Origin of the sequence: Thioclava dalianensis (assembly GCF_000715505.1) — a bacterium.
Lineage (GTDB): Bacteria > Pseudomonadota > Alphaproteobacteria > Rhodobacterales > Rhodobacteraceae > Thioclava > Thioclava dalianensis.
On sequence record NZ_JHEH01000040.1, the window covers coordinates 1 to 26,809 of the forward strand.

Genomic DNA, 26,809 nt, shown 5'->3' on the forward strand with positions numbered 1-26,809 from the left:
GGTTCGGGCCGCGGCTCGGGCGCTGCCTGCGCGGCACGCTGCGGACGCGCCAGACGCTTGGCGACAGCAGCCAGCACCGAGGGCGGTGCGGGCGGCGGCTCGGGCTCTTCCATCATCTCGGGCAGATCATGGGCGAGATAGGGCTCGGGCGCGGGGGCATAATCGTGTGCCGCCGCAGCGACCTTACGGTTCTGCACAGCCTGCGAGATGCGCGCGCGGATCCGGTCATCGCTCGGCGCCTCTTGCGGCATGTTTTCCCAATCCGGTTCCATTTCGAACAGCTCAGGCGTCGGGCTATAGGCGTCATATTCCGGCTCGGCCGGACGACGAATGCGCGACAGGAACGAGCCGCGCGCGGGCGGTGCTTCCACCTCGGGCGCATAGTAGTGATCGTCTTCCATTACCTGCTGCTCTTCCCACGCAGCCAGCTCGGCGGCGCGCTCCATCGCAGCGGCCCGGCGTTCACGCGAGCGCTCGGCGGCAAGGCGTGCGCCATTGACCGACGCACTCGCGCCCCGGCCCAGAAGGTTCATGATGCCGACATAGACGGCGACCGTGCCCAACCACATGAAGCGGGTGATCGCGCGCAGCTCGGGTTTCGTGAAGCCCAGCACATAGCACGAGATCGCCAGCATCACGCCCGCCAGTACCAGCGAGAACAGCTTGAGCCCAATCGAGCCCGAGACCGGGACGATCCCCAGCAGCGAGCCTGCGATCATATCGCCGAAATGCCCGCCAAGACCAAAGGCCTGACCCCATTGCGCGCCCGGCACGAGCAGCGCGGCATAGACGGCAGCCGTGGCCACAGCGATCGGGAAGAAGATCATCCGGGACACAAGGCGCTCTTCACCATGATGGGTGATCAGGCGCACGCCCCATGCCAGCAACGCGGCGGGCAACAGCCACGCGCCATGGCCGATGATAACGAAAAGCGGCGAGGCAATGCCCGCGCCGATCCGGCCCAGCCAGTTTTGCACCGGCTCATCGGAGGCAGCCATCCAGCTTGGATCTTCAGGCGTGTAGGAAAATAGCATCATTGCAGCCAAAACGCCTGCGAGCACCAACAGAGCGCCCACCAGCTCCTTACCGCGTCGTTCCAGTACCGCTTGCGTATCTTGATCGAAAAGCGGATCGCGCTGTCGTACCTGATAAGATGCCATAACCTACCGTCCTCAACCGTAAAGGCAGTCGCGCAGCTCAGTGAGCGCACGCTGCGTTTCTTCTTTTGGGGCGACCAGAGCCACCCTGATAAATTCCTTGCCGGGATTGAACCCGTTCACGTCCCGCGCCAGATAGGCGCCCGGCAGCACCCGGATGCCGGTCTTCTGCCAAAGCTTGAGCGCCGCGGCCTCGCCATCGGCCACCGGCAGCCACAGGAAAAAGCCGCCCTGCGGCAGATCCGCCCCGTCGATCCCGGAAAAGATCTTGCCCGCAATCGCGTATTTCTCGGCATAGAGCCTGCGGTTTTCAGTGACATGCGCCTCATCGCGCCAGACCCGTTCGGAGACGCGCTGGATGGGCAGCGGCAAGGGCGCACCGGCATAGGCCCGCAAGCGGCGGATCTCGCGGATGTTGCGCGGCCCGCTGGCGACAAAGCCCGAGCGCAGCCCCGGCAGGTTCGAGCGTTTCGAGAGCGAGTGAAAGATCGCCACCCGCTCGGGATCCGTGCCGATCTCGGCGGCCACTTCGGCGGCGCCGGGCGGCGGGGCCTCACGCCAGATCTCGGAATAGCACTCATCGGCAAAGACGCGGAAGTCATGCGTCTCGGCCAGCGCCAGCAGATCGGTCAGATAGGCGCGCGAGGCGACCCGACCCTGCGGATTCGAGGGCGAGCACAGATAGGCAATCGTCACCCGGTCGAGCACCTCGGCGGGCAGGCTTGCGTAATCAGGCAAAAAGCCCGTCTCAGCGCTTGCGGGCACGAAAACCGGTTCGGCCCCGGCGGCTGCCGCCGCCACCGCGTAGACCTGATAGAAAGGGTTCGGGATCAAAATGACGGGCTTTTTGCCACGCTTGGTCTCGGGCGAGAGCGCAAGCGCTGCGTTGAACAGCCCTTCACGGGTGCCATTGAGCGCCATGATCCGATCCGGGCCGATATCGACCTTGTAGCGGTGCTTCAGCCAGTCCGAGATCGCGGCAAGCAATTCGGGCGTGCCGTCATTGGCCGGGTATTTGCCGAATTCCGCAACGCTCTGCGCCAAGACCTCACCCACGAAAGCAGGCATAGGGTGACGCGGCTCGCCGATGGACATGGCAAGCGGCTCGCCGCCGGGGGCGTGCGAATCAAGCAACTCCCGCAAACGCGGAAATGCATATTCGGGCAGGTTCGAAAACCGCTCGGGAAAATCCATCTGTGCCTCATGGTTCGGAGTCTCTGGCGCTCCGTATTGTGAGACAGGTTACAAAACGGATCGCCGTTCGTCCAGAAAAACTCAGCGCATTTGGGGACTTGACGAATTACACTGTGGCTTTTCAGACGAGAGCCGACTCGGCGGCCATCCCCAGTCTCAGCAGGCGATCTTCGCTCATCGGCGCGCCCAGAAGGGAAAGCCCGCAAGACGCCGTCCCGGTCGGCAGGGTCAGCGCGCACAGCCCCAGCACATTCGCGATCCGGGTATTGCGCAAGGCGAGCAGATTCTCGGTCTCGAAATAGCTCCGGTCGGTCAGCAGCTTTTGGGTATTGGGCGGCAGGATCGGCGCGGTGGGCACCAGCACGGCGTCATATTGCGCGGTCTGTTCCAGATATTCCGCCCGATACCCTTCAAGCGCATGCCAGGCTGCCAGATAGTCCGATGCCAGCACATCGCGCCCCGTCCGGAAGCGCTCCAGAATGACCGGATACATCTTGTCCGGCGCGGCCTCGATCTCGTGTTTCCATTCGCCATAGGCCTCGGGGGAGAACAGCACGCCCGAAAGCCCCACCGCCGCCTCCACCATCGACAAGCCGCGCCGCTCGATGATCGCGCCAGCATTTTCCAACCGCGCCACGGCAGCCTCAAAGGCCTGCACCGGCGCTTCGCGCGCCTGATCGAAGGCCAAGCCTTCGAGCACCAAAAGCCGTTTGCCGCGCAGGCTGGTCTCGCGCAGGTCGGGCACGGGCCGCCCCTCGAGAAGCGCCAAGACATGGGCTGCGTCCTCGACATTGCGAGTGATCGGCCCCAGCGTATCAAAACGGCGACAGAGCGGCACGATCCCTTGCAGCGAGAGCCTGCCATGCGTCGTCTTGAGCCCCACGAGATCGTTCCACGCCGCAGGCACGCGCACCGATCCCCCGGTATCCGAGCCGATCGCCGCCGCCGCGAGCCCGCGCGAGACCGAAAGCGCCGCGCCAGAGGACGAGCCACCGGGCGCCAAAGCCGGATCGTGAATATTCCCCGGCGTCGCGGTCATCGGGTTCACCCCAAGACCGGAAAAGGCCAGCTCGGTCATATGGGTCTTACCCAGACAGACCGCCCCGCCCAGCGTCGCCACGCGCAGCGCCTCGGCATCGGCCTCCGGCACCCGCCCCTTGAGCAGCCGCGAGCCAGCTTCGGTGCCCACGCCCGCCGTGTCGACAAGATCCTTCCAACTCAGCGCCACACCGTCGAGCGCGCCGTACCGACGACCGGATTTGGCGCGCTGATGGGCCGCCATTGCCTCGTCGCGGGCGCGCTGCGCGGTCATACGCGCATAGATATTCTCGGATGCGTCAGCCGCAGACAGATAGGCCTCGACCTGCTCCACCGGATCGAGCTCTCCTGCCGCGATTGCCCGCCCCTGCTCGGCCGCTCCTGCCAGACGCCATTCCATCCGTGTCTCCTTGCCCGTTTTCCTCACGCTAACGACACTGCACCACATGGACAATCCCGTGCGCGCGGCCATAGTAAGCACCATGACATACGATACCGATATTCTAATCGTGGGCGGCGGGCTGAACGGCCCGACGCTGGCTCTGGCTCTGGCCTCTGCGGGCCATCGCGTCACGCTGGTGGATGCGGCCCCGGCGCGCGCCCGCGCGAGCGATGATTTCGACGGGCGCGCCTATGCGCTGGCCATCGCCTCGCAAAAGCTGCTGAGCGCGCTTGGCCTGTGGGAGGCGCTCGCGCCGACCGCGCAGCCGATGATGGAGGTCAAGGCGGGCGACGGCCATGCCGGAGAGGGCATCTCGCCGCTGATGCTGCATTTCGACTCTCGCGAGCTCGATCAAAGCCCGGTCGGCTATATGCTGGAGGACCGTTTTCTCTACTGTGCCCTGCTGGAGGCAATGGAGGCCTCGGATGCGATCACGCTGATCCACGACACGCAGGTCACCGCCCAAGAGGTCGAGCCGGGCGGCGTCACCGCCACCTTGTCGAGCGGGGAGCGCCTGCGCGCGCGGCTGCTGGTGGGCGCCGATGGGCGGCGTTCGGGGGTGGCTGAACGGGCCGGGATTTTGCGCGAAGGCTGGGATTACGGTCAGGTAGCGCTGGTCACCGCCCTCGAGCACGCGCAACCGCATCATGGCGTGGCCCATCAGGTCTTCATGCCCTCGGGGCCGCTCGCGATTCTGCCACTGACGGGCAATCGCTCCTCTATCGTCTGGAGCGAGAGCGCCGAGGCCGCACGCGCCATCATGGCGCTGGACGATGCGGATTTCATGGCTATCCTGCGCCCGCGCTTTGGCGATTTCCTAGGCGAGATAACTCTGGCCGGGGCACGTTTCAGCTATCCGCTCAATCTCACTCTGGCGCGGTTCTATGTCAGCCCGCGTCTGGCACTGGTGGGCGATGCGGCCCATGGCGTGCATCCGATCGCAGGCCAAGGCCTGAACCTTGGGCTGCGCGATGTGGCAGCGCTTGCCGAGGTGATCACCGAGGCCCGCCGCCGCGGCGAAGATATCGGCGCGCTGGATGTGCTAGAGCGCTACCAAGGCTGGCGCCGCTTTGATTCAACCACGCTCGCGCTTGGCATGGATAGCGTCAATCGACTGTTTTCGAACGACAATCCTATCCTGCGACTGGGGCGTGATCTGGGGATGGGGATGGTGCAGGCGATGCCCGGATTGCGGCGTGGCTTCATGCGGCAGGCGGCGGGCCTCTCAGGCCCCCTGCCCCGCCTCTTGCAAGGCCGCGCGCTTTAATCGTCGATCCTGCGCGCCTCGTCTTCAAGCAGGATCGGGATGCCGCCCCGGATCGGAAAGGCCAGATGCGCGGCGTTTGAAATCAGCTCCTGCGCCTCGGCGTCATAGCTCAGCACCGTTTGGGTCAGAGGACAAACCAAAGCCTCCAACATCTGGCGGGCAAAGAGCGGGCGCGCCGATGCGCTTTGCGCTCCGGCCTTTTCATCCTCATCGGTCATTGCAGCTTGTCCTCGGTCCCGCCATGCAGCGCATAATCCATCAGCGTCATCAATGTCTCACGCCGGGTCGTCAGGCAGGGCGCCTCCAGCAAGGCCTGCTTATCTTCTGGATCCAGCGGCAACAGCATCCCTAGAGAATTGATCAGCAGCTCGTCATCCGCATCCTCAAGCGACTCCCAATCGGTTTCGAGCCCTTGCGAGACGAAAAACCGCTCGAGCAGCCCAAAGAATGCCGCGCGGTCGAAGTCTTTATCATGCTCTGCGGCGCCAAGATCGCGCGCGAAGGGCGCCCAGTTCACCTTGGCGCAGCGATAGGGCGTAAACCCCTCTTGTTCGCGCAGCAGCCGAAACCGCGACACCCCGGCCAGCGTGATCATATAGCGCCCATCCTCGGTCTCGGAAAACCCGGTCAGACGCCCGGCACAGCCAATGGCATTAAGCTGATCTTGTCCCTCAGGCCCTTTCAAAGGTTGGATCATTCCGATCAACCTATGGGGGGTCTTCATGCAATCCTCGACCATCTGTAGATAGCGCGGCTCAAAAATATGCAGAGGCAGCCGGGCCCGGGGCAGCAACAGCGCTCCGGGCAACGGAAAAAGTGGGACTGTGTCGGGCAAGTCGACGTTCTTGATCATATATTCGACATAGGTCTGAAGACCTGTCAGGCAAATATCATCGAAGAAAGGCGGCGCCGCCCTGCCTGTACGATCGGATCGCTTGGCTTGAGCGCGTCGAAGATCGTGAAGAGCTGGGTCTTGGCCGCTTCATTGTCCCATTCGCGGTCCCGCCGGAACAATTCGAGAAGCTGATCGACCGCCGCAGCGGGCTCGCCCGCCGCGTAAAGCGCCTGCGCATAATCGAAGCGCGCCTGATGATCGGTGGCATCGGCTTCGACCTTGGCTTTCAGCTCATCCAGCGGACCTGCGGATTGCGCCTGCTTGGCCAGATCATACTGCGCGCGCGCCGCCTCGACGGGGCCCGCATCCGACAGTTTGGGCGGGACGGCCGCCAGTGCCGCGCCTGCCGCATCCAGATCGCCCTGCGCCACGCGGGCGCGGATCAAACCGCCATGGGCCTCGACCAGATCGGGATCTTCCTCAATGATGGCAGCAAAGGTCTCGGCGGCATCCTCAGCCTCGCCTTCCGCCAGCATTGCCTCGGCCGCTTCAAGCGCATCGGCCAGACCGTTATCGGCACCGGGGCCCATCTCGGCGACTTTCGCCACGAATGCCTTGACCTCGGAGGCAGGCAACGCGCCCTGAAAGCCATCCACGGGCTGACCTTGCCAGAACGCATAGACAGTCGGGATCGACTGGACGCGCAGCTGCCCCGCGATCATCTGATTTTCGTCGACATTGACCTTGGCCAGAACCACCGCGCCCTTGGCCGCCACGACCTCGGATTCAATTGCCGGACCGAGCTGCTTGCACGGACCGCACCACGGTGCCCAGAAATCGACAATGACCGGCACGGTCTGCGATTTCTCGATCACCTCGGCCATGAAATCGGCCTCGGTCACGTCCTTAATCAGATCGTTCGCGGGGGTCGCGTCTTGAGTGCCACCAAGTTCCAGCATCATTGTCTCCCAAACTCTCGCAGGATGTGTCCCCTATATGGCCCTCGCCCGGAGAAACGCAAACCGAATTGCGCAAGTCGGGGGTTCACCGCTTATAGATCGAAACTCGCGAAAACTGGGGCGTGATCGGAGGGTTGCTCCCAACCACGCGCATCGCGCAGCACCCGCGAGCCATGCGCCGCCGTCGCGATATCGGGCGTGGCCCAGACGTGATCCAGCCTGCGACCCTTATCCGCCGCATCCCAGTCGCGCGCGCGATAGCTCCACCACGAATAGAGCTGGCCTTCGGGAATATCCTGTCGCGTCACATCGACCCAGGCACCTGCCTGCATCACATCATTCAGATGTTCGACCTCGATGGGCGTGTGCGAGACAATCTTGAGCAACTGCTTATGGCTCCAGACATCATCCTCGCGCGGCGCGATGTTGAGATCGCCCACCAGAATCGACTTCGCAGGCCGCTCGGCTGCGAAATGATCGCGCATCTGGGTGAGGTAATCGAGCTTCTGGCCAAATTTCTCGTTCACCGCGCGGTCGGGAATATCGCCCCCCGCGGGGACGTAGAAATTGTGGATCGTCACGCCGTTCTCAAGCTGCGCCGCGACATGGCGCGCGTGGCCGAGATCTGCGAAATCATGCGCGCCCACTTCTTGCAGCGGCAGCTTCGAGAGGATCGCCACGCCGTTATAACCCTTCTGCCCCCGCGCAACCATATGGGTGTAGCCCAAAGCGCGAAACCCCTCGGTCGGGATCTTCTCGACCGGGCTTTTGCACTCCTGCAGGCACAGCACATCGGGCGCCTCCTCGGAGAGCAGCTTGCATACAAGCGCCTCGCGCAGCCGCACCGAATTGATGTTCCAGGTTGCCAAGGTAAACGCCATGAGCCTCTCCAAATCCAGATTTGCGCGGATCATGTCGAAGGGCGGCTGCCTGCGCAACCGCCCTTCCTTCCTCTTGATCCAAATATCCCGGAGGAGGCTCCCGCGAGGGAGACGAGGGCAGAGCCCCCCTTATTCGGCCCAGCCCGCGATGGATTTGATGTTGCAGAACTCCTCGATGCCCCAGCGACCGCCCTCGCGCGCCCGGCCCGAAGCGCCAACCCCGCCAAAGGGAGCGCCCGCGCCGCGGCTTTGACCGTTCATCTCGACCATGCCAGAGTTCAGCGCCCGCGCCAGCCGGTTGCGCCGCGCGCCATCGCCCGATTGCAGGTAATTCGTCAGCCCATAAGGCGTCGCATTCGCCACCTCGATCGCCTGCTCTTCGGTCTCGAAGGGCATGATCGACAGCACCGGCCCGAAGATCTCCTCGTTCATGATCGTCATGGAGGGATCGCAATCGGCAAAGACCGTCGGGCGCACATAGAAGCCGCGATTGAGCGCCTCGGGGCGGCCCGGACCACCGGCCACCAGCTTGGCGCCTTCCTTGATCCCGGTCTCGATCAAGCCCTGAATCTTGTCGAACTGCACGGCATTCACGACCGGGCCGATATGGCGCCCGGACTCGCGCGGGTTGCCAACCTGCGTGGCCTCGGCGGTCTCACGCGCGATCTCGACAGCGCGGTCATAGATCGGGCGCTCGACCAGCATCCGCGTCGGCGCGTTGCAGCTTTGCCCCGAGTTCTGGAAACAGCTGCGCACACCGCGCGCGACCGCATCCTCATCGGCATCCGCAAAGATCAGATTGGCGCCCTTGCCGCCCAGCTCCAGCGTCACCCGCTTGAGCGTCTCTGCCGCCGCCTTCGAAATGGCCCGCCCCGCGCGGGTGGAGCCGGTAAACGAGATCATCTCGATATCGGGATGGGTCGAAAGCTGCGTGCCCACGCCCGCGCCATCGCCATTCACAAGGTTGAACACACCCGGCGGCAGACCCGCCTCATCGACGAGCTCGGCAAATAGAAGCGAAGAGAGCGGCGCTTCTTCAGAGGGTTTCAACACCATCGTGCAGCCCGCAAGAATCGCCGGGATCGCCTTGAGTGTGACCTGATTCATCGGCCAGTTCCACGGCGTGATCAGCCCCACGACGCCAATCGCCTCATGCGCGATCATCGCGCCGGGCGTGCCGTCCCCAAGCGCATGCACCCAAGGGAATTCCTTGGCGGCGGTCAGGAAATTGGCGATGTGATAGCTCCCCGAGCCCACCTGATTGCGCCGCGCCAGATCAATCGGCGCGCCCATTTCAAGGCTGATCGCCTGCGCCATCTCATCGGCGCGGCGGTCATAGATCTCAGCAATCCGCTCGACAGCGGCGATGCGCTCGGCGGGATCGGTCGCCTTCCAGCCCGGCAAGGCGGCTTTCGCAGCGGCCACGGCGGCATCGGTATCGCCCTCAGCCCCCAGCGAGATGATGGCACATCCATCTTCGGTGGCCGGATCGATCACCGTGTAATCGCGAGCCGTCTTGGGATCGACCCATTCGCCATTGATGTAAAACGCGCGTTTCTCGATCATTCTCGCCTCCTGACGTCAGTTCGCGCGAAGCCTGTCACTCTGCACGGGGCGGCGCAAGCGGCACGCGCTCAAATTCAAAAAGACGGCTCTCAGGCTGGCATGGTGCTGGTGCAGGGATTATATCGGGACACGAAGGTTAATTCACATCGACTGGAGGGACCCCATGGGCCTGCGCATCAACGATATTGCCCCCGATTTCACCGCGGATTCGACGTCCGGCGAGATCAAGTTTCACGACTGGCTCGGCGGTGACTATGCGATCTTGTTCTCGCATCCCAAGGATTTCACCCCCGTCTGCACGACCGAGTTTGGCGCCGTCGCAAAACTCGCACCGGAGTTCGAAAAGCGCCACACCAAAGTGATGGGCGTCTCGGTCGATTCGGTCTCCGAGCACACGAAATGGAAAGCCGATATCGAGAAGGTCGCGGGCGCGCCTGCGAATTTCCCGATCATCGATGACACCTCGCTGACGGTCTCCAAAGCCTATGACATGTTGCCCGCCGAGGCCTATATGCCCGACGGGCGCACCCCCGCCGACAGCGCAACCGTGCGTACCGTCTTCATCATCGGGCCGGATAAAAAGGTGCGTCTGACCATGACCTACCCGATGTCGGTGGGCCGCAACTTTGCCGAGATCCTGCGCGCGCTCGATGCCGTTCAGGCCACCGATGGCGCGCCCTTTGCGACGCCTGCCAACTGGGTGCCGGGTCAGGACGTGATCCTTGCGCTGTCGGTCTCGACCGAGGATGGCGAGGCGAAATATGGCGCAGTGGACACCAAGCTGCCCTATCTGCGCACCGTGAAACTTCCGGGCTGAGCGCGCCCATGACGGTCCGCTCGGACCGCCCATTCGCACGCCGGATGGTCAAACTCGGCTTCTCCCTCTTCGCAGGGAGGGCCCGCGCCCATGGTCAGGATCTCTGGCCGGGGCTGCGCCTTGTGCGCGACGCAAACGGTGTCGGGCACGGGATCTACAAGGGGCGCGAGGCGGTGACACTGCAGCCTGCGCACCTGCCCGCAGGGCTGCCCGAGATCACGCTGATCGGCTCTGGCCCCTCGCTCAAATCTCAGGATCTGACGCGTCTGCCAGAGCGCTCCGCGATCCTGCTCAACGGGGCGATCTCAGTCGCGGATCGGATCGCACCGCTGGCAATCGCGGTCGAGGATGAGCGCTTCGTCTGGCGTCATGCCGAGATGCTGCGCACAGCCCCTGCCGATTGCCTGTGGCTGCTGTCTCCGGGCGCGATCCGCGCGCTATTGAGCCTGCATCCCGACGCATTGCGCGACCGGCGTGTCGGTCTGATCGACAATATCCTCAAACCCGCCCACGCGCGGCGCCGGAGTTTGGATGATCCGACGCTTGGCGATGTGTTGCGCCGCGACGGCGAGGCCGCGCTCTCGCGCGATCCGGCCCGTGGCGTTGTCCCCGCAGGCACGGTGGCGTTCAGCGCGCTGCAATTCGCCCTCGCGGCCCGCCCCGCCAAGATCGGATTTGCCGGGATCGACCTTGGCAATGCCAACAGCCCGCGCTTTTACGAAACCGAGGGGCACAGCGCCGCCTCGGGGATCGTCAGCGGTCTGGACCGGATCCTGTCAGGCTTTGCGCTGGCCAGAAGCGAAGCCGAGGCGCAGGGCATCGCCCTCGCCTGCTACTCGCAGGTTTCCGCGCTGCTGGAGATTGGATATCAATTTTCAAACAGGTTAGATTAGTTAGGTCTCAAATGCTCAATTCCGCGACGCCCAGCTTTGCCCTCGTTACGGATAGAGGGCTCTTTGGACCAACTCTCTTCACGGCATGGGGCATTCTGCGTCACCTGTCGCGGCCCGGCACTCTGCATTTCTGGGGCGAGGGCCTGACCGAAAGCGAGTGGCAGACGGTCAGGAAACTGTCGGAGCAAACAAATCCCGCTGTTACGTTACAGTGTCGCGAGTTGGATCGCGCCGAACTCGCGGATGCGACGAGCCCCACAGATCATATTTCCGGCGCAGCAATGGGGCGCTTGCTCATTCCCAGCCATATCTCCGGACGCGTCCTCTACATCGATGGAGACACACGGGTAACCCGCGATCTGGCCCCCTTGTTTGACCTCGACATCGACGGAAAACCCATCGCGGCTGTACGCGACTTCGTGGTGTCAAAATGGTGCGCTCGTGGTCTCGAAGGCGCGCCCGAAAAGAAACAGAACCGCATTGACGAATTGCGCGGCCTGCTCGGTCGCGATGATATTTCCGAGTATTTCAATTCCGGTGTCCTGCTGCTGGATTGCGATGCGATCTGCGCGGACGTGACACGTCTGAATGCAATGCAGGACGTGTTGCGCGCGTCAGCTTGTCCTTGGGGAGATCAGGACCATCTGAACAATGTTTTCTCAGGGCAGGTTCACCTACTCAACCCGGCTTGGAACTCTTCGTGGTCGCGCACCGCGCAACAACGCCGTCAAAGTAAGGCGCTTGGTGGCGGAGCGGAGGAAATTGCTGCGCAACCGGACGCGATCATTCATTTCCACGGACCAAACAAGCCGTGGAAAACGCTCAGACGGAACCCTCTATCTCGGCGCAGCCGTGCAGCGTGGTTTTATCGCCGTGATGCCGCGGTGCTCGCGAAAGAACTGTCGCGCTTTGGCTCCTGACAGCCTTGACCGGATCTGTATTTCAAGGACAGGTGCGCTCGCCATCGGTCGGCATATACAAATAGCGCCCGTCGAAACTCGGCCTGAGATCCGATTTCGGGATGGACGTCCTGCCGTTCTCATCTCCGAAACGTGCCTCAGCGAGCGCTGCATTGACGTAGCTGTGAAAAAATTCCGCTTTCGCGACCCATTCCGCCCGAAGCCGTCTTTCGCGTCCGGATTGAACGCCGATCCTTGTGAGTTTACTTCGAACCCAATACCGCATAGCCGCGATCTTTGAGATGGGAAATGATTTCGCAAAATTTGCAATATCAAATCCAGATTCGCAAAAAAACTTGCGCATAGATCTCGAAAAAACGAGGGTCTGAAGGTGCAATCCACCGAGGGTCTGCCTTTTGCCAAGGCTTCATGTGGCGGCAAAAATGTATAAAAACGGGATCTATTATCCGCTCATAACCCAAAGACTGTAACCCGGCTTGGTAGTTTAGCCGCGGCCCGAATTCTGTCCATTGGCCATCCAGATAAGAGTTTAAAAAATCCTGATCATAGCGATTGGCTTGCGGGTGTTTCTCGAAATACTCCGGCAGAGCATTCTCTACGCAATAGTTGGAAAACACAGCTGGGTCGATCAGCAAAACGCCAGAGTTCCCATAACGTCCTGAGCTGACTCCGATGGCGTCCAACCAAGCGTCGCGTGTCATATGCGACATATCAGGTGGAGGATTCTGATGGACATCGTAATCACTGACCATACCAAGTCCGGATTGCAACGGGACTTCCCAAAAGGCAGGATCAGCGTGAAGGCATAGGACATCTGAGTCTAAATAACAAAGCCGCGAATATTCTTTTAAAAGGCGCGGAGCAAATAGACGAAGGTAAACGACATTCGGCCATGCTTTAGAACCCGGCAATCCTTCGGGCAAAAAAGCACTTAATTTATCATAGTGGTAGTATATCTGGGGCGAACGCATTTCACGAATAGATGATTCACGGTTTCTGCGTTCAATAAACAAATGAATATCTACATTCGACCAGAGCTTTGTGAGCCATACGGCTTGCGCGCTCGCGACATCCGCACAAGCCTCATCCGTTACGAAATAAAAAGCTTTCATTGGCTCTCTCGTCAAAAAAGGACCGGGAAAACTCCCGGTCCCTTCAATCTGTACAAATAAGCTTACCTTGAAAAGGTATTAGTCTTCTTTTTTCTCAGGCGCGACTTCTTCGCCGGTTTCCTGATCGACCATCTTCATGCCAAGGCGCACCTTGCCGCGATCGTCGAAGCCCAGAAGCTTGACCTTCACTTCCTGACCTTCCTTGAGCAGATCGCTCGGGTGGTTCAGGCGCTTGTTGGCGATCTGGCTGACATGCACGAGGCCGTCACGCTTGCCGAAGAAGTTCACGAAGGCGCCGAAATCGACGAGCTTCACGACTTTGCCGGTATAGACCTTGCCTTCTTCCGGCTCCGCCACGATCGCATGGATCATGTCGTAAGCTTTCTGAATGGCCTCGCCATTGGCGGATGCGATCTTGATGATGCCATCGTCATTGATGTCGACCTTGGCGCCCGACACTTCGACGATCTCACGGATCACCTTGCCGCCCGAGCCGATCACTTCACGGATCTTGTCGGTCGGGATCTGCATCGTCTCGATGCGCGGAGCGTGGGCGGAGAATTCCTGACGGCCAGCCGACAGGGCTTTGTTCATCTCGCCAAGGATGTGCATCCGGCCATCTTTCGCCTGCGCAAGCGCCTGCTCCATGATCTCGGGCGTGATGCCTGCGACCTTGATGTCCATTTGCAGCGAGGTGATGCCGTTCTCGGTCCCGGCCACTTTGAAGTCCATATCGCCAAGGTGATCTTCGTCACCCAAGATATCGGTCAGAACGGCGTATTTGCCGTCCTCTTCAAGGATCAGACCCATTGCCACACCGGCGACCGGTGCTTTGAGCGGAACGCCCGCATCCATCATCGACAGCGACCCACCGCAGACCGATGCCATCGAGGACGAGCCGTTGGACTCGGTGATCTCGGAGACGACACGGATCGTGTAGGGGAAGTCGGTTGCCGCCGGCAGAACAGCCTGAAGCGCGCGCCATGCCAGTTTGCCGTGGCCGATTTCACGACGACCCGGACCGCTGACGCGACCCACTTCGCCGACCGAGTAGGGCGGGAAGTTGTAATGCAGCAAGAAGTTCGAGCGCGAATTGCCATGCAGCGCGTCGATGATCTGCTCATCGTCGCCGGTGCCAAGCGTGGTCACGACCAGCGCCTGCGTTTCACCACGGGTGAACAGCGAGGAGCCATGGGTGCGCGGCAGGATGCCGACTTCCGAGACGATCGGACGCACGGTCTTGTTGTCGCGGCCATCGATACGCGCGCCACCGTTGATGATGTCGCCGCGCAGGATCGAGCTTTCGAGTTTCTTGATCGCCGAACCGAGATTCGCGTCCTCAAGCTGCTCTTCGCTCAGCTTTTCCTTGATCGAAGCCACGGCAGCCGAGATCGCATTGGTGCGCTCTTGCTTGTCCTTGAGGGCAAAGGCGGCGCGCATCTCGGTCTCGCCGATGGATTTCACGGCAGCATAAAGCTCCGAGTAATCCGGGGGCGTGTAATCGAAGGGCTCTTTCGCCGCAGCTTCGGCCAGATCGATGATCAGGTCGAGCACCGGCTGCATCGCCTCATGGCCGAATTTCACAGCGCCCAGCATCTCGGCTTCCGACAGCTCATAGGCTTCGGATTCGACCATCATCACGGCATCTTTGGTGCCTGCGACAACCAGATCGAGCCGCTGCTCGGGGTTCTCGCGCAGCTTTTGCATGTCGTCGACTTCGGGGTTCAGGATGTATTCGCCATCCGAGAAGCCAACGCGCGCCGCCGCGATCGGACCCATGAAGGGCACGCCCGAGATGGTCAGAGCCGCCGAAGCTGCGATCATCGCGACGATGTCGGGCTCGTTGACGAGATCGTGGCTGAGAACGGTGCACATCACCAGCACTTCATGCTTGAAGCCCGGAACGAAGAGCGGGCGGCACGGACGGTCGATGAGACGCGCAGTCAGCGTCTCTTTTTCCGACGGGCGCGCTTCACGCTTGAAAAAGCCGCCCGGAACTTTACCGGCAGCGTAGTATTTTTCCTGATAGTGCACCGTCAGCGGGAAGAAATCCTGGCCGGGCTTGGGTGCCTTCGCAAAGGTCACGTTGGCCATGACCGAGGTCTCGCCCAGAGTGGCGATGACCGAGCCGTCCGCCTGACGCGCAACCTTGCCGGTTTCCAGCGTGAGCTCTTCTTCGCCCCACTGGATCGATTTTTTTACGGTATTGAACATTCAACATATCCTGTCTGGGAGCACTCACGGGCCCATCCCGTGTCTCCCGATTTTCATGGCGGCCCCATTGCCGCCGCCCCCAATCCTAAGTCGCATGTGCCCGGGGGCTTTGGGCGTCACGTCACAGATGGCAGCGCAATACAGCAAAAAAAGGGGTTTGGGAAGCGATGAGTTCGCCTCCCACGACCCGGAAAAGGCAAGTCTCAGCCAGAGATCGCGCAATCGAAATCTTCGCAAACCGCCCAGCCTCTCAGCAATGCGGCGCAAAATCCGAGCGTGCCGTGTGAAATCACGCATGCCCCCTAAAAAAACGCATAGCGAGAGTCGGATACACGGCGCAGAGTTCAGAAATCGCTCACCAGACGTAGAAGGAGGACCGCATGGCATCCGAAGAGCATTTCACCATCGTCGATGGGCATCCATCGCTCTACAACGCGGATCTCGCACCGCTCAAACCCTCTGCGCGCAAATGGGGAGCCTTCGAGATCTTCAACGTCTGGTCGAACGACATCCAGTCGCTTTTTGGCTACACGCTTGCCGCAACCCTGTTCGTGTCCTCCGGCCTGAACGGTTGGTGGGTCTTTGCAGGGATCATTCTGGCCGGGCTGATCGTGATGGGGCTGGTCAATCTCACGGGCAAACCGTCCGTGAAATACGGCATCCCCTACCCGGTGATGGCGCGCGCCGCGATGGGCATCAAGGGGGCGAATTTCCCCGCCCTTGTGCGCGGGATCGTGGCGATCTTCTGGTACGGGGTGCAGACCTATTTTGCCTCGACCGCCGTTGCGATGCTGCTGTACGCGATCTTCGGCGGCAAGGATGGCGGGACCTTCCTCGGGCTGACCGCGATGGATTGGATCGCCTATATCTTCGTCTCGGCGTTTCAGGTCGCGCTGTTTTTGCGCGGGATCGACTGGATCACCAAGTTCCTCAACTGGGCGGGTCCGCTGGTCTATCTCGTGATGATCGCGCTGGCGCTCTATATCTGGTTCATGGCGGGCAATGCGCTGTTTACGGCCCTAGGCTCGATCTTCTCGCCTGCGGACGGCGAAAGCGGTGGGCTCACTGCCTTCCTGGGCGTTGTGGGCACGATGATCGCCTATTTCGCCGCCGTGATCATCAATTACGGCGATTTCTCGCGTTTCGTGAAAACCGAGCGCGCGATGAAGTTGGGCAACCTGTTGGGCCTCCCGGTGAGCCTTGCCGTGTTCAGCTTTCTCGCGATGTGGATCACCGCAGGCACGATGGCGATCTTTGGCGAGACCCTGACCAACCCCTCCGACATGGTCGCCAAGGTCGATAACGTTTTTCTGACCCTGATCGCGGCTGCCACCTTCTTCGGCGCGACCGTGGGGATCAACCTCGTCGCGAACTTCATCCCGCCCAGCTATGACCTTGCCAATCTCGCGCCGTCCAAGATCTCGGCGCGCACGGGCGGGTTCATCACCGCCGGGATCGCGTTTTTCATCGGCGCGCTATGGCTGGTGCTGATCTCGAAGATGGGGATCGCGATTTTCGTGGATACGCTGGGCGCCGTGCTGGCCCCGCTCTATGGGATCTTGGTGGCCGATTACTATCTGGTCCACAAATCCCGGCTGAACCTGCAGGCGCTGTTCACGACGCCGCCCTCTGGCGAGTATTACTACCAGAACGGCTGGAACAAGCGGGCCATGATCGCCTTTGCCATTGGGGCCGTGTTCTCGGTTGCGACGGTCTACGTGCCCTTCCTGCATGCGCTTTCGGGCTTTGCTTGGATCTTCGGCGCGCTTCTGGGGGGAGCTGCGCATGTCTATCTGATGCGTGACCGGATGGCGGCTATCGCGGCCGAAGCCCCCGGCCCGGCAGAGTAATCACCGCGACATGAGAACGGCCCGCCAATTGCTTGGCGGGCCGTTTGTATTTTGGCGGCGATGCGCGCTTACGCTAGCGGGCGGAACTCGCCCTTATCCGTCGTCGCAAGGCTCACCACGATGATCGCGATGAAGGCTGCGATGAAGCCCGGGATGATCTCATAGATGCCCGTGAAGCTCATGAACGAGATCCAGAAGATCACGGTCACAGCACCCACGACGAGGCCCGCAACAGCGCCAAGACCCGTCATCCGCTTCCATGTCAGCGACAGGATGATGAGCGGACCGAAGGCCGCACCGAAGCCTGCCCAAGCGTTGGAGACCAGACCCAGCACTTTGCTGTCAGGATTGCGCGCGATGATCACCGCAGCGATCCCGACCGCGAGCACGGCAAGCCGGCCCACATTCACCAGCGTCTTGTCGGACGCGTCCCGGTTCAGAACCATCTTGTAGAAATCCTCCGTCAGCGAGGAGGACGAGACCAAAAGCTGGCTCGACACCGTCGACATGATCGCCGCTAGAAGCGCCGCATAGAGGAAACCGGTGATCAGCGGATTGAACAGCAGGTTCGAGAGCACGATGAAGATCGTCTCGGGATCGGCGATGTTGAGCCCGTTACGCTCCGCATAAGCGCGCCCGAAGATCCCGACGCAGATTGCGCCAATCAGCGAAATCGCCATCCAGGCCATCCCGATATTCCGCGCTTTCGGCACATCCGCGACAGAGCGCACGGCCATGAAGCGCACGATGATATGGGGCTGACCGAAATAGCCCAACCCCCAGGCGACTGCCGAGAGCCAGCCGATGAAGGTCAGCCCGCTTGTCATAGACAAGAAGTTCGGATCGATATCGGTCAGACGGTTCGCCGCCTGATCGACGCCGCCGCCCTGACCGGTGGTCAAGATCACGATCGGCATGATCACCAGCGCGAGCATCATGATGCAGCCCTGCACGAAGTCCGTGAGCGACACGGCGAGGAAGCCACCGATCACCGTGTAGATCAGAACGATGCCGAGCGTGAGGATCACGCCGGTCATGTAGCTGCCGCCGAAGGCGCTTGCGAAAAGCTTGCCGCCGCCCACAAGACCCGAGGCCGTGTAGACCGCGAAGAACACCACGATGATCACAGCCGAGACCATGCGCAGAAGATGCGCTTGGCTCGGGAAGCGGTTTCCAAGAAAGCCGGGGATCGTGAGGCTGTTGTCATAGCGCTCGGTCTGCTCGCGCAGACGCGGGGCGACGACGATCCAGTTCACGAAGGCCCCGACGAACAGGCCGATACCGATCCAGCTTTGCGTGAGCCCCGAGACGAACAGCGCACCGGGCAGCCCCAGCAGCAGCCAGCCGCTCATATCCGACGCGCCCGCTGAAAGGGCCGCGACTGCGGGCGGCAGGTTGCGCCCGCCCAGCATATATTCCTCAGAGTTAGCTGTTGATTTTCGCCAAGCGTATACCCCGATGCCGATCATCAGCACGAAATATGCCGTCAGGCTGATCCAGACGCCTACTCCCATGTCTTCCTCCAAGTTGGCTGTTTTTGGTTTGTTTACCTACCTTGAGTCGTTACACAAAAACGTCGCAAATCGAAGGAAAAACAGGGGAATTGACCTCCCCGTCACCAATTTAAGTTAAAGCGTCCATGAAATCCTGAATTTTAGGTCATTTCGCCACAAAAAGGCGAGATTTGGCCCATTCGACTTCTTGAAATTTCGCCTTTTGCACAGTCAAACATGCAAAACGCCCGCCTCTTTGCAGAGGCGGGCGTTTGTTTTCGTATCAGCCTGAGGGCTTAGCGGCGCAGGCCGAGGCGCTCGATGAGCGACTGGTAGCGCGACACATCCTTAGCTTTGACGTAGTCGAGCAGCTTGCGGCGCTGCGCGACGAGCATCAGAAGACCACGACGCGAGTGGTTGTCTTTCTTGTGCTCTTTGAAATGCTCGGTGAGGTTGGCGATGCGCTTGGTCAAGATCGCGACCTGAACTTCGGGCGAACCGGTGTCGCCTTCTTTGGTGGCGTATTCTTTGATCAGCGCGTTCTTGTCTTCGACAGTGATCGACATCGGGATCTCCTTGAATTTAAAGGTTGGGGCGCAAGCCGGGATGTCGTCCAGCAGGGTCCATAGGTCTCCGCCCGGTCAAAGCGGATGGGCGCGTATAGACGCGAATCGACGCGAAGAAAAGCCTTATTTTGCGGGATCTGCGGCGCGCGGGGCCATCAGCCCAGGCCAAATTGCTGCGCGGGCATCAACATCACATCGCGCGCGAGGAGCCCCGGTGCGTCGAGCACCTCGGCCAGCCGCACCCCGTCCAGCAAGATCCAATTGGCGGCCTCATGCGTCTCGGAGGGCTCGATGCTGAGCACCGGATCGGGCGTGACCTGCGGATCAAAGACCACCGTGATTTGATCCTCCTGCGCGGTGAAATCCGCAATTGTCGCGGGCGCGCCGGGGTCGATCCAGTCCCCGAGCGCAAAGAGATCGCCCTCCTCGCCGCCATGCGCCCAGTCGCCCGAACCGATCACGAGTGTATCCGCACCCGAACAACCGTTGAGCAGATCGGCATCCGCGTCCGGCGCGGTCTCCCCTGAGAGATCCGCGCCAAAGATCACGTCATCACCCGCCCCGCCGGTCAGCTCATCATGGCCCGCCTCTCCGATCAGAGTGTCGTCGCCCGCATCGCCGGTGAGCGTGTCATCGCCCACGCCCCCGATCAACAGATCCGCCTCGGCACCGCCCGAGAGCAGATCCGCCCCCGCGCCGCCCGACAGGGTATCCGCGCCAAGACCGCCGGTGAGACAATCATCCTCCGCATCGCCTTCAAGAGAGTCGTCGCCCGCGCCGCCCGACAGCGTATCCGCCCCGTCACCGCCCGAGAGCAGATCGTCGCCGTCATCGCCAAAGAGGCGGTCATCGCCCTCCTCACCCAAAAGCCCGTCATCGCCGCTATAGCCCGCGATCTGATCCTCGCCCGCAGCCCCTGCGATCACATCATCGGACAGATCGCCCCATAGGATATCATCGGCATCGGACGCCTCTGGGGACGCCGTCGGCGCCACGGCCTCCTCGCCCGCCGACACCTCTGACAGGCCAGCCTCCGAAGGCGCGTCAAACAGCGCCGCGTCTAGCAGATCACCGGCCTCCGAGGGCTCGCCCTCTGCCTCGAGCTGAGCCTCGGACGGCGCATCCTCCGTCTCCGTCTCGGTGTGAAACGCAAGCATGCCCGCAGAGGTCCCCGCGACCAAAAGGCCCAGCAAGCCAGACAAAAACAACATACCACTCACCCCTCTCGAACTGGGTGTGAGTTTAGCCGCAGAGATCGTGTTTTCCCTAGCGTAAAAGGGATAAAGCGTTAACAGGGTTCAAATCTCGAAGCGCCACAGCTCGGGCTGGCGGTCATAGGCGATATAGAGCGGATGGCGGGGTGCGCCCGCCTTGGTCAGCCCGAGATGATGCAGATCCCGCCCGCTTGCGCGCAACAACGCCGCGACGGCAGCACCTCGCTCAAGATGCGCCCCATGCGCGCCCCAGGCGCAGATGATCTGGTCGTTGGGACCACTCGCCCAGTCCAGACTGTCCCGGATCGCTGCGTCATTTTCGGGCCCGACCGGATCGCCTTGCGCGCGCATGACCTTCGGGTCGGTCGCGCGATAGGCAAAGATATTGGTCACGCGAAAGCCGCCAAATCCCAAGGTCCGCGCCCGACGCTCACAGCGCTCTACGGTCGGGTCATTCTGCACCTCGGTGGCCGTCGAGGGGTTGAGCATGATGAAGAGCGCGCGCGGTCGGGACGGATCCCAGATCCGGGTCAGCAGATAGCGATATTTTTCGCAATCCGAATAGACCGCAACCGAAGGCGCGTCGCCTTTGACATATTCGCGGGTGATCATCGGTGGCCTCCGTGTGGCGTCGCGGGACACCTGCCGCGCGACACTGCGGTCGGATGCCTCCGGCGGAGGTATTTGGGCAAGGTGAAACGCAGGGTCACAGGTTGAACACGCGCGACGGGTGGACCTCGCCGGATTTGTAGATGCCCACGGCAAGGGGGGTGCCCGCATGGCTGACCCAGACCTCATCTCCCCAGTCGACATCCGAATGCAGGACCATGCCCGGATTGCCATTGCGCAGGCGCGCGGCCCCTTCGGGCGTTGCCTTGAGTTCCGGCAGGTCGTCCAGCCCCAGTTCCAGCGGGAGCAGATGCGCGTCCAGCTCCGGGGTCCGGGCAAGTGCTTCGATCTGCTCGAGCGTCATGCCCGCCTGAGCGCTGAACGGGCCCGACCAGACACGCCGCAGCCACAGGACATGGCCAAGGCAGCCCAGAGCCTGACCGAGATCACGCGCGATGGAGCGCACGTAGCCGCCTTTGCCGCAGACCATCTCCAATTCGAGCGTATCCGCATCGGGGCGTCCGCAGGTCACGAGGCTTTCGACGTAAAGCGGGCGCGCGGCCAGCTCCATCTCTTCGCCTGCGCGCGCGAGGGTATAGGCGCGCTCGCCTTCCACCTTGACGGCCGAGAATTGCGGCGGAACTTGCGAGATATCGCCCTGAAAGCGCGTCAAAGCGTGTTCGATCTCCGCATCACTGGGGCGCAGATCGCTGCGCGCGATCACCTCGCCCTCGGCATCATCCGTGTTCGTGGCAGCCCCCAGCCGCACCTGAAATCGGTAGCATTTGAGCGCATCGGTGATGAAGGGCACGGTCTTGGTCGCCTCGCCCAGCGCCACCGCCAGCACCCCGGTCGCCGCCGGATCGAGCGTGCCCGCATGGCCCGCCTTCTTGGCCCCCAGAGCCCAGCGCACCTTGTTCACAACCGATGTCGAGGTGATGCCCGCAGGCTTGTCCACGATCAGCCAGCCGGAAATGTCGCGCCCTTTTTTGCGAGCCATATCTGTCCCTCACCTGTCGAAAGAGGCCTGCTAGCGCGGCACGCGACCGGCGTCAATTGGCAGCGGATTTTGGTGCGATCAGCGCCACGATCGGCCCCATTGGAAGGCCCAGATCCTCGCGCCCCTGCCCCGGGATCGTCAAGCGCGAGATCTTGCCGTCGAAATAGAGCGCATTGGGCGTGTGCAGCACATCGCGGTAAAAGCGGGCGAATTCGTGAAACGTCACCGGCGCATCGGAAATCGCGAAATAGGCGGTTTTGCCATCGGCGCTCACCCCCACCCCGTTGCGGATGTTGCGCGAGCTGCTGTCGGCGACAAAGGCCGGGTGCAGCTTGCCATCGATCACCAGCATCGGCCCCGATTGCGTGGCATAGCGGCATGTCGGAGGGTTTGCCGCGAAAGCGCGCGATTCCATGACGGAGAACTGGGAGCCGATGCAGAAAACCCCGTTGGGCAGCAGTCCGAAATTTCCCGGCCCTTCGGAGGTGACGATCTTATGGATCTCCTGACCGTCGCGGATGAACAGCCCCACGGGCGCCCGGTCGGGGTGATACATGCCCGCGTTCATCGCAAAGACAAGCTGCTTGTCGGCGGGCAGGACCGCTTGCAGCCGCTCAGGCGTGCCAATCAGATTGTCGTTGTCATCTTTGAGAAACAGCTCGACATCCTGATCGCTGCTCACCTTGCAGACCGTATAGGTGAGGCCTTCGAACGGCGTGTCTTGGCAGGGCGTGGCCGTTTGGGCCAGCGCCGGACTTGCGCAAAGCGCGAGGACCGCCAGCGCGGCCTTAATCGAGATCGTCTTCATCGCTCTCGGGCGCCGCGATATCGCGTTGCACCGTTTCGTCAGAGAAGAGCCGCCGCGTCTCGTCCATCTGATCATAGGTCTCATCCAGCCGGAAGCGCAGATCGGGCACGTATTTCGCGGTCATCTCCTTGCCCAGAAGATGGCGCAGCTCGCCCTTGTTGCGCGCGAGCGCCGCGATCAGCTCCGGGCCGCCCTTGCCGCCCAGAGGGGTGACATAGGCCGTGGCCACCTTGAGATCGGGCGAGCAGCGCACTTCGCCCACGGTCACCGAGATACGATTGAGATCGGGATCGTGCACATCGCCGCGCATCAACAGATCCGACAATGTGCGCCGGATCAGCTCGCCCATGCGAAGCTGGCGCTGCGAGGGCCCGCGGGCCGATGTGAAACGGTTCTTTGCCATGGCGCTCACATAGGGCTTCTCGCGCCTCCGTGCAACGGGGGCTTTGCCAAGCCGCCCCTGAGGGGCTAGATAGCGCTCAAACGTGAAGGAGACGTCAGATGAGCGACTTGCCGGGTATCGTGATCACCGGGGCTTCGGGCCGGATGGGCCAGATGCTGATCCGCATCGTGCACGAAAGCGGCAAGGCCCGGCTGGTGGGCGCGGTCGAGCGCACAGGTCATGACTGGATCGGGCGCGATCTGGGCGAGATGATGGGCGGGGCCGCCAATGGGGTGATCGTCACCGATGACCCGCTCGAGGCATTCTCCGGCGCCCAGGCAGTGATTGATTTCACCGCCCCCGACGCCACGGTCGCCTTTGCCAAACTCGCAGCACAGGCACGCCTCACCCATGTCATCGGCACCACCGGCATGACCGAGGCGCATATCGCGCAGTTGGCTCCCTGTGCACGCCATGCGGTGATCGTGCGGGCGGGCAATATGAGCCTCGGGGTCAACCTGCTCACGCAGCTGACGAAGAAAGTGGCGCAGGCGCTGGATGCCGATTGGGATATCGAGGTGATCGAGGCCCATCATAACCGCAAGGTCGACGCCCCGTCTGGCACCGCGCTGATGCTGGGCGAGGCCGCTGCCGAAGGTCGGGGCATCGCTCTGACGCAAAACAGCGAATCGGGTCGCGACGGGATTACCGGTGCGCGCAGCCCCGGTGCCATCGGCTTTTCCGCCATCCGGGGCGGCGATATCGTGGGTGAGCATGATGTGCTGTTTGCCGGACAGGGCGAGCGCCTGATCCTGCGCCATGTCGCAACCGACCGGGCGATTTTCGCGCGCGGCGCGCTCAAGGCTGCCCTCTGGGGGCAGGACAAGGCACCGGGCGAATATGACATGCTGGACGTTCTGGGCCTTTGAGAGACACCCCAAACCGGCCCCCTTCGTCTTGGCCCAAATATCCCGGGGGACTGTCAAAACCCCTTGGTTTTGGCAGGTGGGGGCAGAGCCCCCGGGGCCGATGATCTCAGAAATCGATCGCGAGGCCCTTTTTCTCCCAATCGCCAAAGCGCACCGGTTCGGGGCCATCACGCCCGCCCAGCTCGGGGGGCAGCGCCTGAGCCTGCGCAGCACGGCGGCGCTCTTCGGCCTCGGCAAGCGCGCGCTGAGCGGCGGGGGGCAGGTCCCGCTCAGAGGCGGGCTGATCGGGCGAGTGCTCTGACATCGGTCATTCCTTGTCTGTGGGCGCAGCCATGATATAGGCCGCTGATCCATCCGCAACAAGCATCGAGACCCGATCCCAATGGCACGTCCAGACCCCGCGCGTTTCGCAGCACTCGGCCTGATCATCGGCGTCACCGAAGAGCGCGAGAGCCTGAGCGACCAGATCGCGCAGGATGCGCTCGACGGGCTGGAGCCTGCACAGCGCGCCCGCGCACAGCGGCTCGCGCTCACCACATTGCGCAATCTCGCGCGGGCGGACCGCGTGCTCAAGACCCATCTGCGGCGCAAACCTTCGGCCGATATCATGGCGCTACTGCGGCTTGCGACGGTGGAACTGCTGGCGGAGGGACAGGCCCCGCATGGCGTGGTCGATGCGGCCGTGACGCTCGCGAAATCGGCGGGGCCGAAGACCGGAAGCTTCGCCGGGCTGGTGAATGCGGTGCTGCGCAAAGTGGCGCTCGATGGCGCGCTTTGGGCCGAGCTGCCCGCGCCAGAGATGCCGGGCTGGCTGCGCGGGCGCGTGATGGCGCAGCATGGCAAGCGCGCCGCTCAGGCGATGGAAGCGGCGCATCTGGCGGGCGCGCCGCTCGATCTGACGTTGAAGGGCAATCTGGCGGACTGGGCCGAACGGCTGGGCGCGCAGGTGTTGCCCACGGGCTCCCTGCGGCTGGCCGCGCAGGGCAAGGTGACCGATCTGCCCGGTTTTGAGAGCGGCGATTGGTGGGTGCAGGATGCCGCCGCGTCTCTGCCGGCCCGGTTGCTGGCTCCCAAGCCGGGGGCGCGGGCGCTCGATCTTTGCGCAGCGCCGGGCGGCAAGACCTTGCAGCTTGCGGCAATGGGCGCGCAGGTCACAGCGCTCGATATCTCCGAGCCCCGCCTTGCGCGTCTGGCCGAGAACCTCGCGCGGACCGGGCTTGAGGCCGAGGTGATCGCCGCAGATGCGCTGCACTGGACGCCCGAGGCCCCTTTCGATGCGATCCTTCTCGATGCGCCCTGCTCGGCCACTGGCACGATCCGGCGCCATCCCGACCTGCCCTTCGTCAAGGACGGACCTGCGATCAAGCCGCTCTTTGCGCTGCAAGCCGCGCTGCTCGACCGGGCGCTGGACTGGCTGGCCCCGGGCGGCGCGCTCGTCTATGCGACCTGCTCGCTGCTGCCCGAAGAGGGCGAGGCCCAGATCGAGGCGGCGCTTGGCCGTCACCCCGACCTTCAGGTCTGTCCGCCCGAGTTGCCGGGCCTTGATCCTGCATGGATCACACCTGAGGGCGGGCTGCGTCTGCGCCCCGATCACTGGCCCGAGCTGGGCGGCATGGACGGGTTCTACATGGCCCGTCTGCAACGCTCCCGCTGATCCTCACGCGGGACCGGTGACAGGGGTGCCGCGGCTGGGTAACGTGACGCTCATCCCCGGCATAAGGGCCTTCGAGATACAGGTATGAGCAAGGACAGCTCCCGTTCATCGGCAAAACTGAGCACCGCGCTCAACCGTCTTGCGGCGGCGCGCGCCGCGCGTGCACGCCCGGCCACCGGCTTTGTCAGCCAGCCCGAGCCGCGCACCATCGGCTCCTTCGCGCGGGGCCGTCAGCTGGTGCAGGGCAATTTCCTGTTTGCGGGCTACCTCATTGAAAGCCCCGAGGCGAATATCTGGGATCTGCCGATGCCCGATGCGACCTTCGAGGAGGCCCTGCATGGCTGCGGCTGGCTTGACGATCTGGCGGCGGTCAGCGACCGCGCCGCCCGGATTCGCGCGCAGCAATGGGTGTTTGGCTGGATCGACAGGTTTGGCGGTGGTGCTGGTCCCGGCTGGACCCCCGATCTCACCGGATGTCGCCTGATCCGCTGGATTAACCACGCGATCTTGGTGCTCAACGGGCGCGACCGCGCCGATTCCGAGCGGTTTTTCCGGGCGATGGGCCAGCAGACGATCTTTTTGTCGCAACGCTGGCGCTCCACATCGCCCGGCCTGCCCCGGTTTGAGGCACTGACCGGGCTGATCTATGCCGGGCTCTCGCTCACCGGCATGGAGGCGCATGCCGCCCCCGCAATCGAGGCTCTGGCCCGCGAATGCGCCACCCGGATCGATCCCGAGGGCGCCATCGCCTCGCGCAACCCGCAAGAACTGCTCGAGGTGCTCACGCTCCTGAACTGGGCCAAAGAGGCGCTGGATGTCGCCGGGCGCACCCCGCCGGGCGCGCTCCTCGATGCCATCGCGCGGATCGCCCCGACTTTGCGCGCGCTGCGCCATTCCGATGGCGGGCTTGCGCGGTTTCATGGCGGCGGGCGCGGGCTGGAAGGGCGGCTTGACGCGGCGCTCTCGGCCACCGGCATCCGCGGCGTCCGGCGCGAGCCGATGGCGCTGG

26 protein-coding genes are annotated in these 26,809 nt (G+C 62.8%); 8 read left to right on the plus strand and 18 right to left on the minus strand.

Annotated features, from left to right (window positions below; all coding sequences use genetic code 11):
- The 3 genes from DL1_RS18215 to DL1_RS18225 form a co-directional block, all read right to left on the minus strand.
- The coding region (locus DL1_RS18215) for a DNA translocase FtsK 4TM domain-containing protein (RefSeq protein ID WP_211250643.1) at positions 1-1,160 on the minus strand (1,160 nt) is incomplete at its 3' end.
- A 12-nt stretch (positions 1,161-1,172) separates the two neighbouring features.
- The gene (locus DL1_RS18220; RefSeq protein WP_038069022.1) at positions 1,173-2,351 is read right to left on the minus strand and encodes an aminotransferase class I/II-fold pyridoxal phosphate-dependent enzyme; all 1,179 of its coding nucleotides are present in this window, start codon (positions 2,349-2,351) and stop codon (positions 1,173-1,175) included.
- Positions 2,352-2,472: 121 nt separating this feature from the next.
- Entirely contained in the window at positions 2,473-3,789 is a 1,317-nt protein-coding gene (locus DL1_RS18225) for an amidase (RefSeq protein ID WP_038069024.1), read from the minus strand.
- An 82-nt stretch (positions 3,790-3,871) separates the two neighbouring features.
- Here DL1_RS18225 and DL1_RS18230 point away from each other — a divergent pair, with 82 nt between their 5' ends.
- Positions 3,872-5,098: an FAD-dependent monooxygenase gene (locus DL1_RS18230; protein WP_038069074.1), complete on the plus strand. Its 1,227-nt coding sequence runs from the start codon at positions 3,872-3,874 to the stop codon at positions 5,096-5,098.
- Here DL1_RS18230 and DL1_RS18235 read toward each other — a convergent pair.
- The 5 genes from DL1_RS18235 to DL1_RS18255 all read right to left on the minus strand — a co-directional run bounded on the left by DL1_RS18235 (position 5,095) and on the right by DL1_RS18255 (position 9,339).
- Positions 5,095-5,316, minus strand: coding sequence for a Trm112 family protein (locus DL1_RS18235; protein WP_038069027.1), 222 nt, complete (start codon positions 5,314-5,316; stop codon positions 5,095-5,097). The genes DL1_RS18230 and DL1_RS18235 overlap by 4 nt on opposite strands.
- A complete protein-coding gene (locus DL1_RS18240; protein WP_038069029.1) occupies positions 5,313-5,951 on the minus strand; it encodes an LON peptidase substrate-binding domain-containing protein in 639 nt (212 codons plus the stop codon). The genes DL1_RS18235 and DL1_RS18240 overlap by 4 nt, the downstream gene beginning before the upstream one ends.
- A gap of 26 nt (positions 5,952-5,977) precedes the next feature.
- Positions 5,978-6,892, minus strand: coding sequence for a tetratricopeptide repeat protein (locus DL1_RS18245; protein WP_038069032.1), 915 nt, complete (start codon positions 6,890-6,892; stop codon positions 5,978-5,980).
- A gap of 92 nt (positions 6,893-6,984) precedes the next feature.
- Complete coding sequence (locus DL1_RS18250) at positions 6,985-7,773, minus strand: exodeoxyribonuclease III (protein WP_038069077.1); 789 nt, start codon at positions 7,771-7,773, stop codon at positions 6,985-6,987.
- Between the two features lie 129 nt (positions 7,774-7,902).
- Entirely contained in the window at positions 7,903-9,339 is a 1,437-nt protein-coding gene (locus tag DL1_RS18255; protein WP_038069035.1) for an aldehyde dehydrogenase family protein, read from the minus strand.
- Positions 9,340-9,502: 163 nt separating this feature from the next.
- On the opposite strand from DL1_RS18255, the gene DL1_RS18260 reads away from it, so the two are divergent.
- Genes DL1_RS18260 through DL1_RS18270 form a run of 3 tightly spaced genes read left to right on the plus strand, consistent with a single transcriptional unit; the run spans position 9,503 to position 11,969 of the window.
- Positions 9,503-10,156 (plus strand): peroxiredoxin, encoded by a 654-nt coding sequence (locus DL1_RS18260; protein WP_038069037.1) that lies wholly within the window; start codon positions 9,503-9,505, stop codon positions 10,154-10,156.
- Between the two features lie 8 nt (positions 10,157-10,164).
- Entirely contained in the window at positions 10,165-11,049 is an 885-nt protein-coding gene (locus tag DL1_RS18265) for a hypothetical protein (protein ID WP_038069040.1), read from the plus strand.
- Between the two features lie 11 nt (positions 11,050-11,060).
- Positions 11,061-11,969, plus strand: a complete 909-nt coding sequence (locus DL1_RS18270) for a glycosyltransferase family 8 protein (RefSeq protein ID WP_081856404.1) — start codon at positions 11,061-11,063, stop codon at positions 11,967-11,969.
- Positions 11,970-12,280: 311 nt separating this feature from the next.
- Here DL1_RS18270 and DL1_RS21345 read toward each other — a convergent pair whose 3' ends face one another.
- Positions 12,281-13,081 carry a glycosyltransferase family 8 protein gene (locus tag DL1_RS21345; protein ID WP_074854774.1) on the minus strand — a complete coding sequence of 267 codons (801 nt, stop codon included), beginning with the start codon at positions 13,079-13,081 and terminating at the stop codon, positions 12,281-12,283.
- A 78-nt stretch (positions 13,082-13,159) separates the two neighbouring features.
- A complete protein-coding gene (gene pnp, locus DL1_RS18275) occupies positions 13,160-15,295 on the minus strand; it encodes a polyribonucleotide nucleotidyltransferase (protein ID WP_038069044.1) in 2,136 nt (711 codons plus the stop codon).
- A 380-nt stretch (positions 15,296-15,675) separates the two neighbouring features.
- Here pnp and DL1_RS18280 point away from each other — a divergent pair, with 380 nt between their 5' ends.
- Complete coding sequence (locus DL1_RS18280) at positions 15,676-17,145, plus strand: NCS1 family nucleobase:cation symporter-1 (RefSeq protein WP_038069046.1); 1,470 nt, start codon at positions 15,676-15,678, stop codon at positions 17,143-17,145.
- A 68-nt stretch (positions 17,146-17,213) separates the two neighbouring features.
- On the opposite strand, the gene putP is transcribed toward DL1_RS18280, so the two are convergent.
- From putP to rbfA, 7 genes are all read right to left on the minus strand, one after another.
- A complete protein-coding gene (putP, locus tag DL1_RS18285) occupies positions 17,214-18,659 on the minus strand; it encodes a sodium/proline symporter PutP (protein ID WP_038069048.1) in 1,446 nt (481 codons plus the stop codon).
- Between the two features lie 275 nt (positions 18,660-18,934).
- Entirely contained in the window at positions 18,935-19,204 is a 270-nt protein-coding gene (rpsO, locus tag DL1_RS18290; protein WP_038069050.1) for a 30S ribosomal protein S15, read from the minus strand.
- A 155-nt stretch (positions 19,205-19,359) separates the two neighbouring features.
- Positions 19,360-20,415, minus strand: a complete 1,056-nt coding sequence (locus DL1_RS18295; protein WP_051693675.1) for a calcium-binding protein — start codon at positions 20,413-20,415, stop codon at positions 19,360-19,362.
- 87 nt (positions 20,416-20,502) lie between these two features.
- A complete protein-coding gene (locus tag DL1_RS18300; RefSeq protein ID WP_038069054.1) occupies positions 20,503-21,030 on the minus strand; it encodes a DUF1643 domain-containing protein in 528 nt (175 codons plus the stop codon).
- Positions 21,031-21,124: 94 nt separating this feature from the next.
- The gene (gene truB / locus DL1_RS18305; RefSeq protein WP_038069056.1) at positions 21,125-22,027 is read right to left on the minus strand and encodes a tRNA pseudouridine(55) synthase TruB; all 903 of its coding nucleotides are present in this window, start codon (positions 22,025-22,027) and stop codon (positions 21,125-21,127) included.
- A 52-nt stretch (positions 22,028-22,079) separates the two neighbouring features.
- Positions 22,080-22,835 (minus strand): phosphodiester glycosidase family protein, encoded by a 756-nt coding sequence (locus DL1_RS18310; RefSeq protein ID WP_051693676.1) that lies wholly within the window; start codon positions 22,833-22,835, stop codon positions 22,080-22,082.
- A complete protein-coding gene (gene rbfA / locus DL1_RS18315) occupies positions 22,816-23,238 on the minus strand; it encodes a 30S ribosome-binding factor RbfA (protein WP_038069057.1) in 423 nt (140 codons plus the stop codon). The genes DL1_RS18310 and rbfA overlap by 20 nt, the downstream gene beginning before the upstream one ends.
- A gap of 98 nt (positions 23,239-23,336) precedes the next feature.
- On the opposite strand from rbfA, the gene dapB reads away from it, so the two are divergent.
- Positions 23,337-24,146, plus strand: a complete 810-nt coding sequence (gene dapB / locus DL1_RS18320) for a 4-hydroxy-tetrahydrodipicolinate reductase (RefSeq protein WP_038069060.1) — start codon at positions 23,337-23,339, stop codon at positions 24,144-24,146.
- 106 nt (positions 24,147-24,252) lie between these two features.
- Here the strand turns inward: dapB and DL1_RS18325 are convergent, their stop codons facing one another.
- The gene (locus tag DL1_RS18325) at positions 24,253-24,450 is read right to left on the minus strand and encodes a DUF1674 domain-containing protein (RefSeq protein WP_038069062.1); all 198 of its coding nucleotides are present in this window, start codon (positions 24,448-24,450) and stop codon (positions 24,253-24,255) included.
- A gap of 78 nt (positions 24,451-24,528) precedes the next feature.
- On the opposite strand from DL1_RS18325, the gene DL1_RS18330 reads away from it, so the two are divergent.
- Positions 24,529-25,800, plus strand: a complete 1,272-nt coding sequence (locus DL1_RS18330; protein WP_038069065.1) for an RsmB/NOP family class I SAM-dependent RNA methyltransferase — start codon at positions 24,529-24,531, stop codon at positions 25,798-25,800.
- A gap of 84 nt (positions 25,801-25,884) precedes the next feature.
- Positions 25,885-26,809: heparinase II/III family protein (locus DL1_RS18335; protein WP_038069069.1), on the plus strand; the 925-nt coding region annotated here is incomplete at its 3' end.

What these genes read in the sequence shown, in the direction of transcription:
- DL1_RS18220 (WP_038069022.1), bottom strand. Translation starts at nt 2,351, where the DNA reads ATGGATTTTCCCGAGCGGTTTTCGAACCTGCCCGAATATGCATTTCCG.
- DL1_RS18225 (WP_038069024.1), bottom strand. Translation starts at nt 3,789, where the DNA reads ATGGAATGGCGTCTGGCAGGAGCGGCCGAGCAGGGGCGGGCAATCGCG.
- DL1_RS18230 (WP_038069074.1), top strand. Translation starts at nt 3,872, where the DNA reads ATGACATACGATACCGATATTCTAATCGTGGGCGGCGGGCTGAACGGC.
- DL1_RS18235 (WP_038069027.1), bottom strand. Translation starts at nt 5,316, where the DNA reads ATGACCGATGAGGATGAAAAGGCCGGAGCGCAAAGCGCATCGGCGCGC.
- DL1_RS18240 (WP_038069029.1), bottom strand. Translation starts at nt 5,951, where the DNA reads ATGATCAAGAACGTCGACTTGCCCGACACAGTCCCACTTTTTCCGTTG.
- DL1_RS18245 (WP_038069032.1), bottom strand. Translation starts at nt 6,892, where the DNA reads ATGCTGGAACTTGGTGGCACTCAAGACGCGACCCCCGCGAACGATCTG.
- DL1_RS18250 (WP_038069077.1), bottom strand. Translation starts at nt 7,773, where the DNA reads ATGGCGTTTACCTTGGCAACCTGGAACATCAATTCGGTGCGGCTGCGC.
- DL1_RS18255 (WP_038069035.1), bottom strand. Translation starts at nt 9,339, where the DNA reads ATGATCGAGAAACGCGCGTTTTACATCAATGGCGAATGGGTCGATCCC.
- DL1_RS18260 (WP_038069037.1), top strand. Translation starts at nt 9,503, where the DNA reads ATGGGCCTGCGCATCAACGATATTGCCCCCGATTTCACCGCGGATTCG.
- DL1_RS18265 (WP_038069040.1), top strand. Translation starts at nt 10,165, where the DNA reads ATGACGGTCCGCTCGGACCGCCCATTCGCACGCCGGATGGTCAAACTC.
- DL1_RS18270 (WP_081856404.1), top strand. Translation starts at nt 11,061, where the DNA reads ATGCTCAATTCCGCGACGCCCAGCTTTGCCCTCGTTACGGATAGAGGG.
- DL1_RS21345 (WP_074854774.1), bottom strand. Translation starts at nt 13,081, where the DNA reads ATGAAAGCTTTTTATTTCGTAACGGATGAGGCTTGTGCGGATGTCGCG.
- pnp (WP_038069044.1), bottom strand. Translation starts at nt 15,295, where the DNA reads ATGTTCAATACCGTAAAAAAATCGATCCAGTGGGGCGAAGAAGAGCTC.
- DL1_RS18280 (WP_038069046.1), top strand. Translation starts at nt 15,676, where the DNA reads ATGGCATCCGAAGAGCATTTCACCATCGTCGATGGGCATCCATCGCTC.
- putP (WP_038069048.1), bottom strand. Translation starts at nt 18,659, where the DNA reads ATGGGAGTAGGCGTCTGGATCAGCCTGACGGCATATTTCGTGCTGATG.
- rpsO (WP_038069050.1), bottom strand. Translation starts at nt 19,204, where the DNA reads ATGTCGATCACTGTCGAAGACAAGAACGCGCTGATCAAAGAATACGCC.
- DL1_RS18295 (WP_051693675.1), bottom strand. Translation starts at nt 20,415, where the DNA reads ATGTTGTTTTTGTCTGGCTTGCTGGGCCTTTTGGTCGCGGGGACCTCT.
- DL1_RS18300 (WP_038069054.1), bottom strand. Translation starts at nt 21,030, where the DNA reads ATGATCACCCGCGAATATGTCAAAGGCGACGCGCCTTCGGTTGCGGTC.
- truB (WP_038069056.1), bottom strand. Translation starts at nt 22,027, where the DNA reads ATGGCTCGCAAAAAAGGGCGCGACATTTCCGGCTGGCTGATCGTGGAC.
- DL1_RS18310 (WP_051693676.1), bottom strand. Translation starts at nt 22,835, where the DNA reads ATGAAGACGATCTCGATTAAGGCCGCGCTGGCGGTCCTCGCGCTTTGC.
- rbfA (WP_038069057.1), bottom strand. Translation starts at nt 23,238, where the DNA reads ATGGCAAAGAACCGTTTCACATCGGCCCGCGGGCCCTCGCAGCGCCAG.
- dapB (WP_038069060.1), top strand. Translation starts at nt 23,337, where the DNA reads ATGAGCGACTTGCCGGGTATCGTGATCACCGGGGCTTCGGGCCGGATG.
- DL1_RS18325 (WP_038069062.1), bottom strand. Translation starts at nt 24,450, where the DNA reads ATGTCAGAGCACTCGCCCGATCAGCCCGCCTCTGAGCGGGACCTGCCC.
- DL1_RS18330 (WP_038069065.1), top strand. Translation starts at nt 24,529, where the DNA reads ATGGCACGTCCAGACCCCGCGCGTTTCGCAGCACTCGGCCTGATCATC.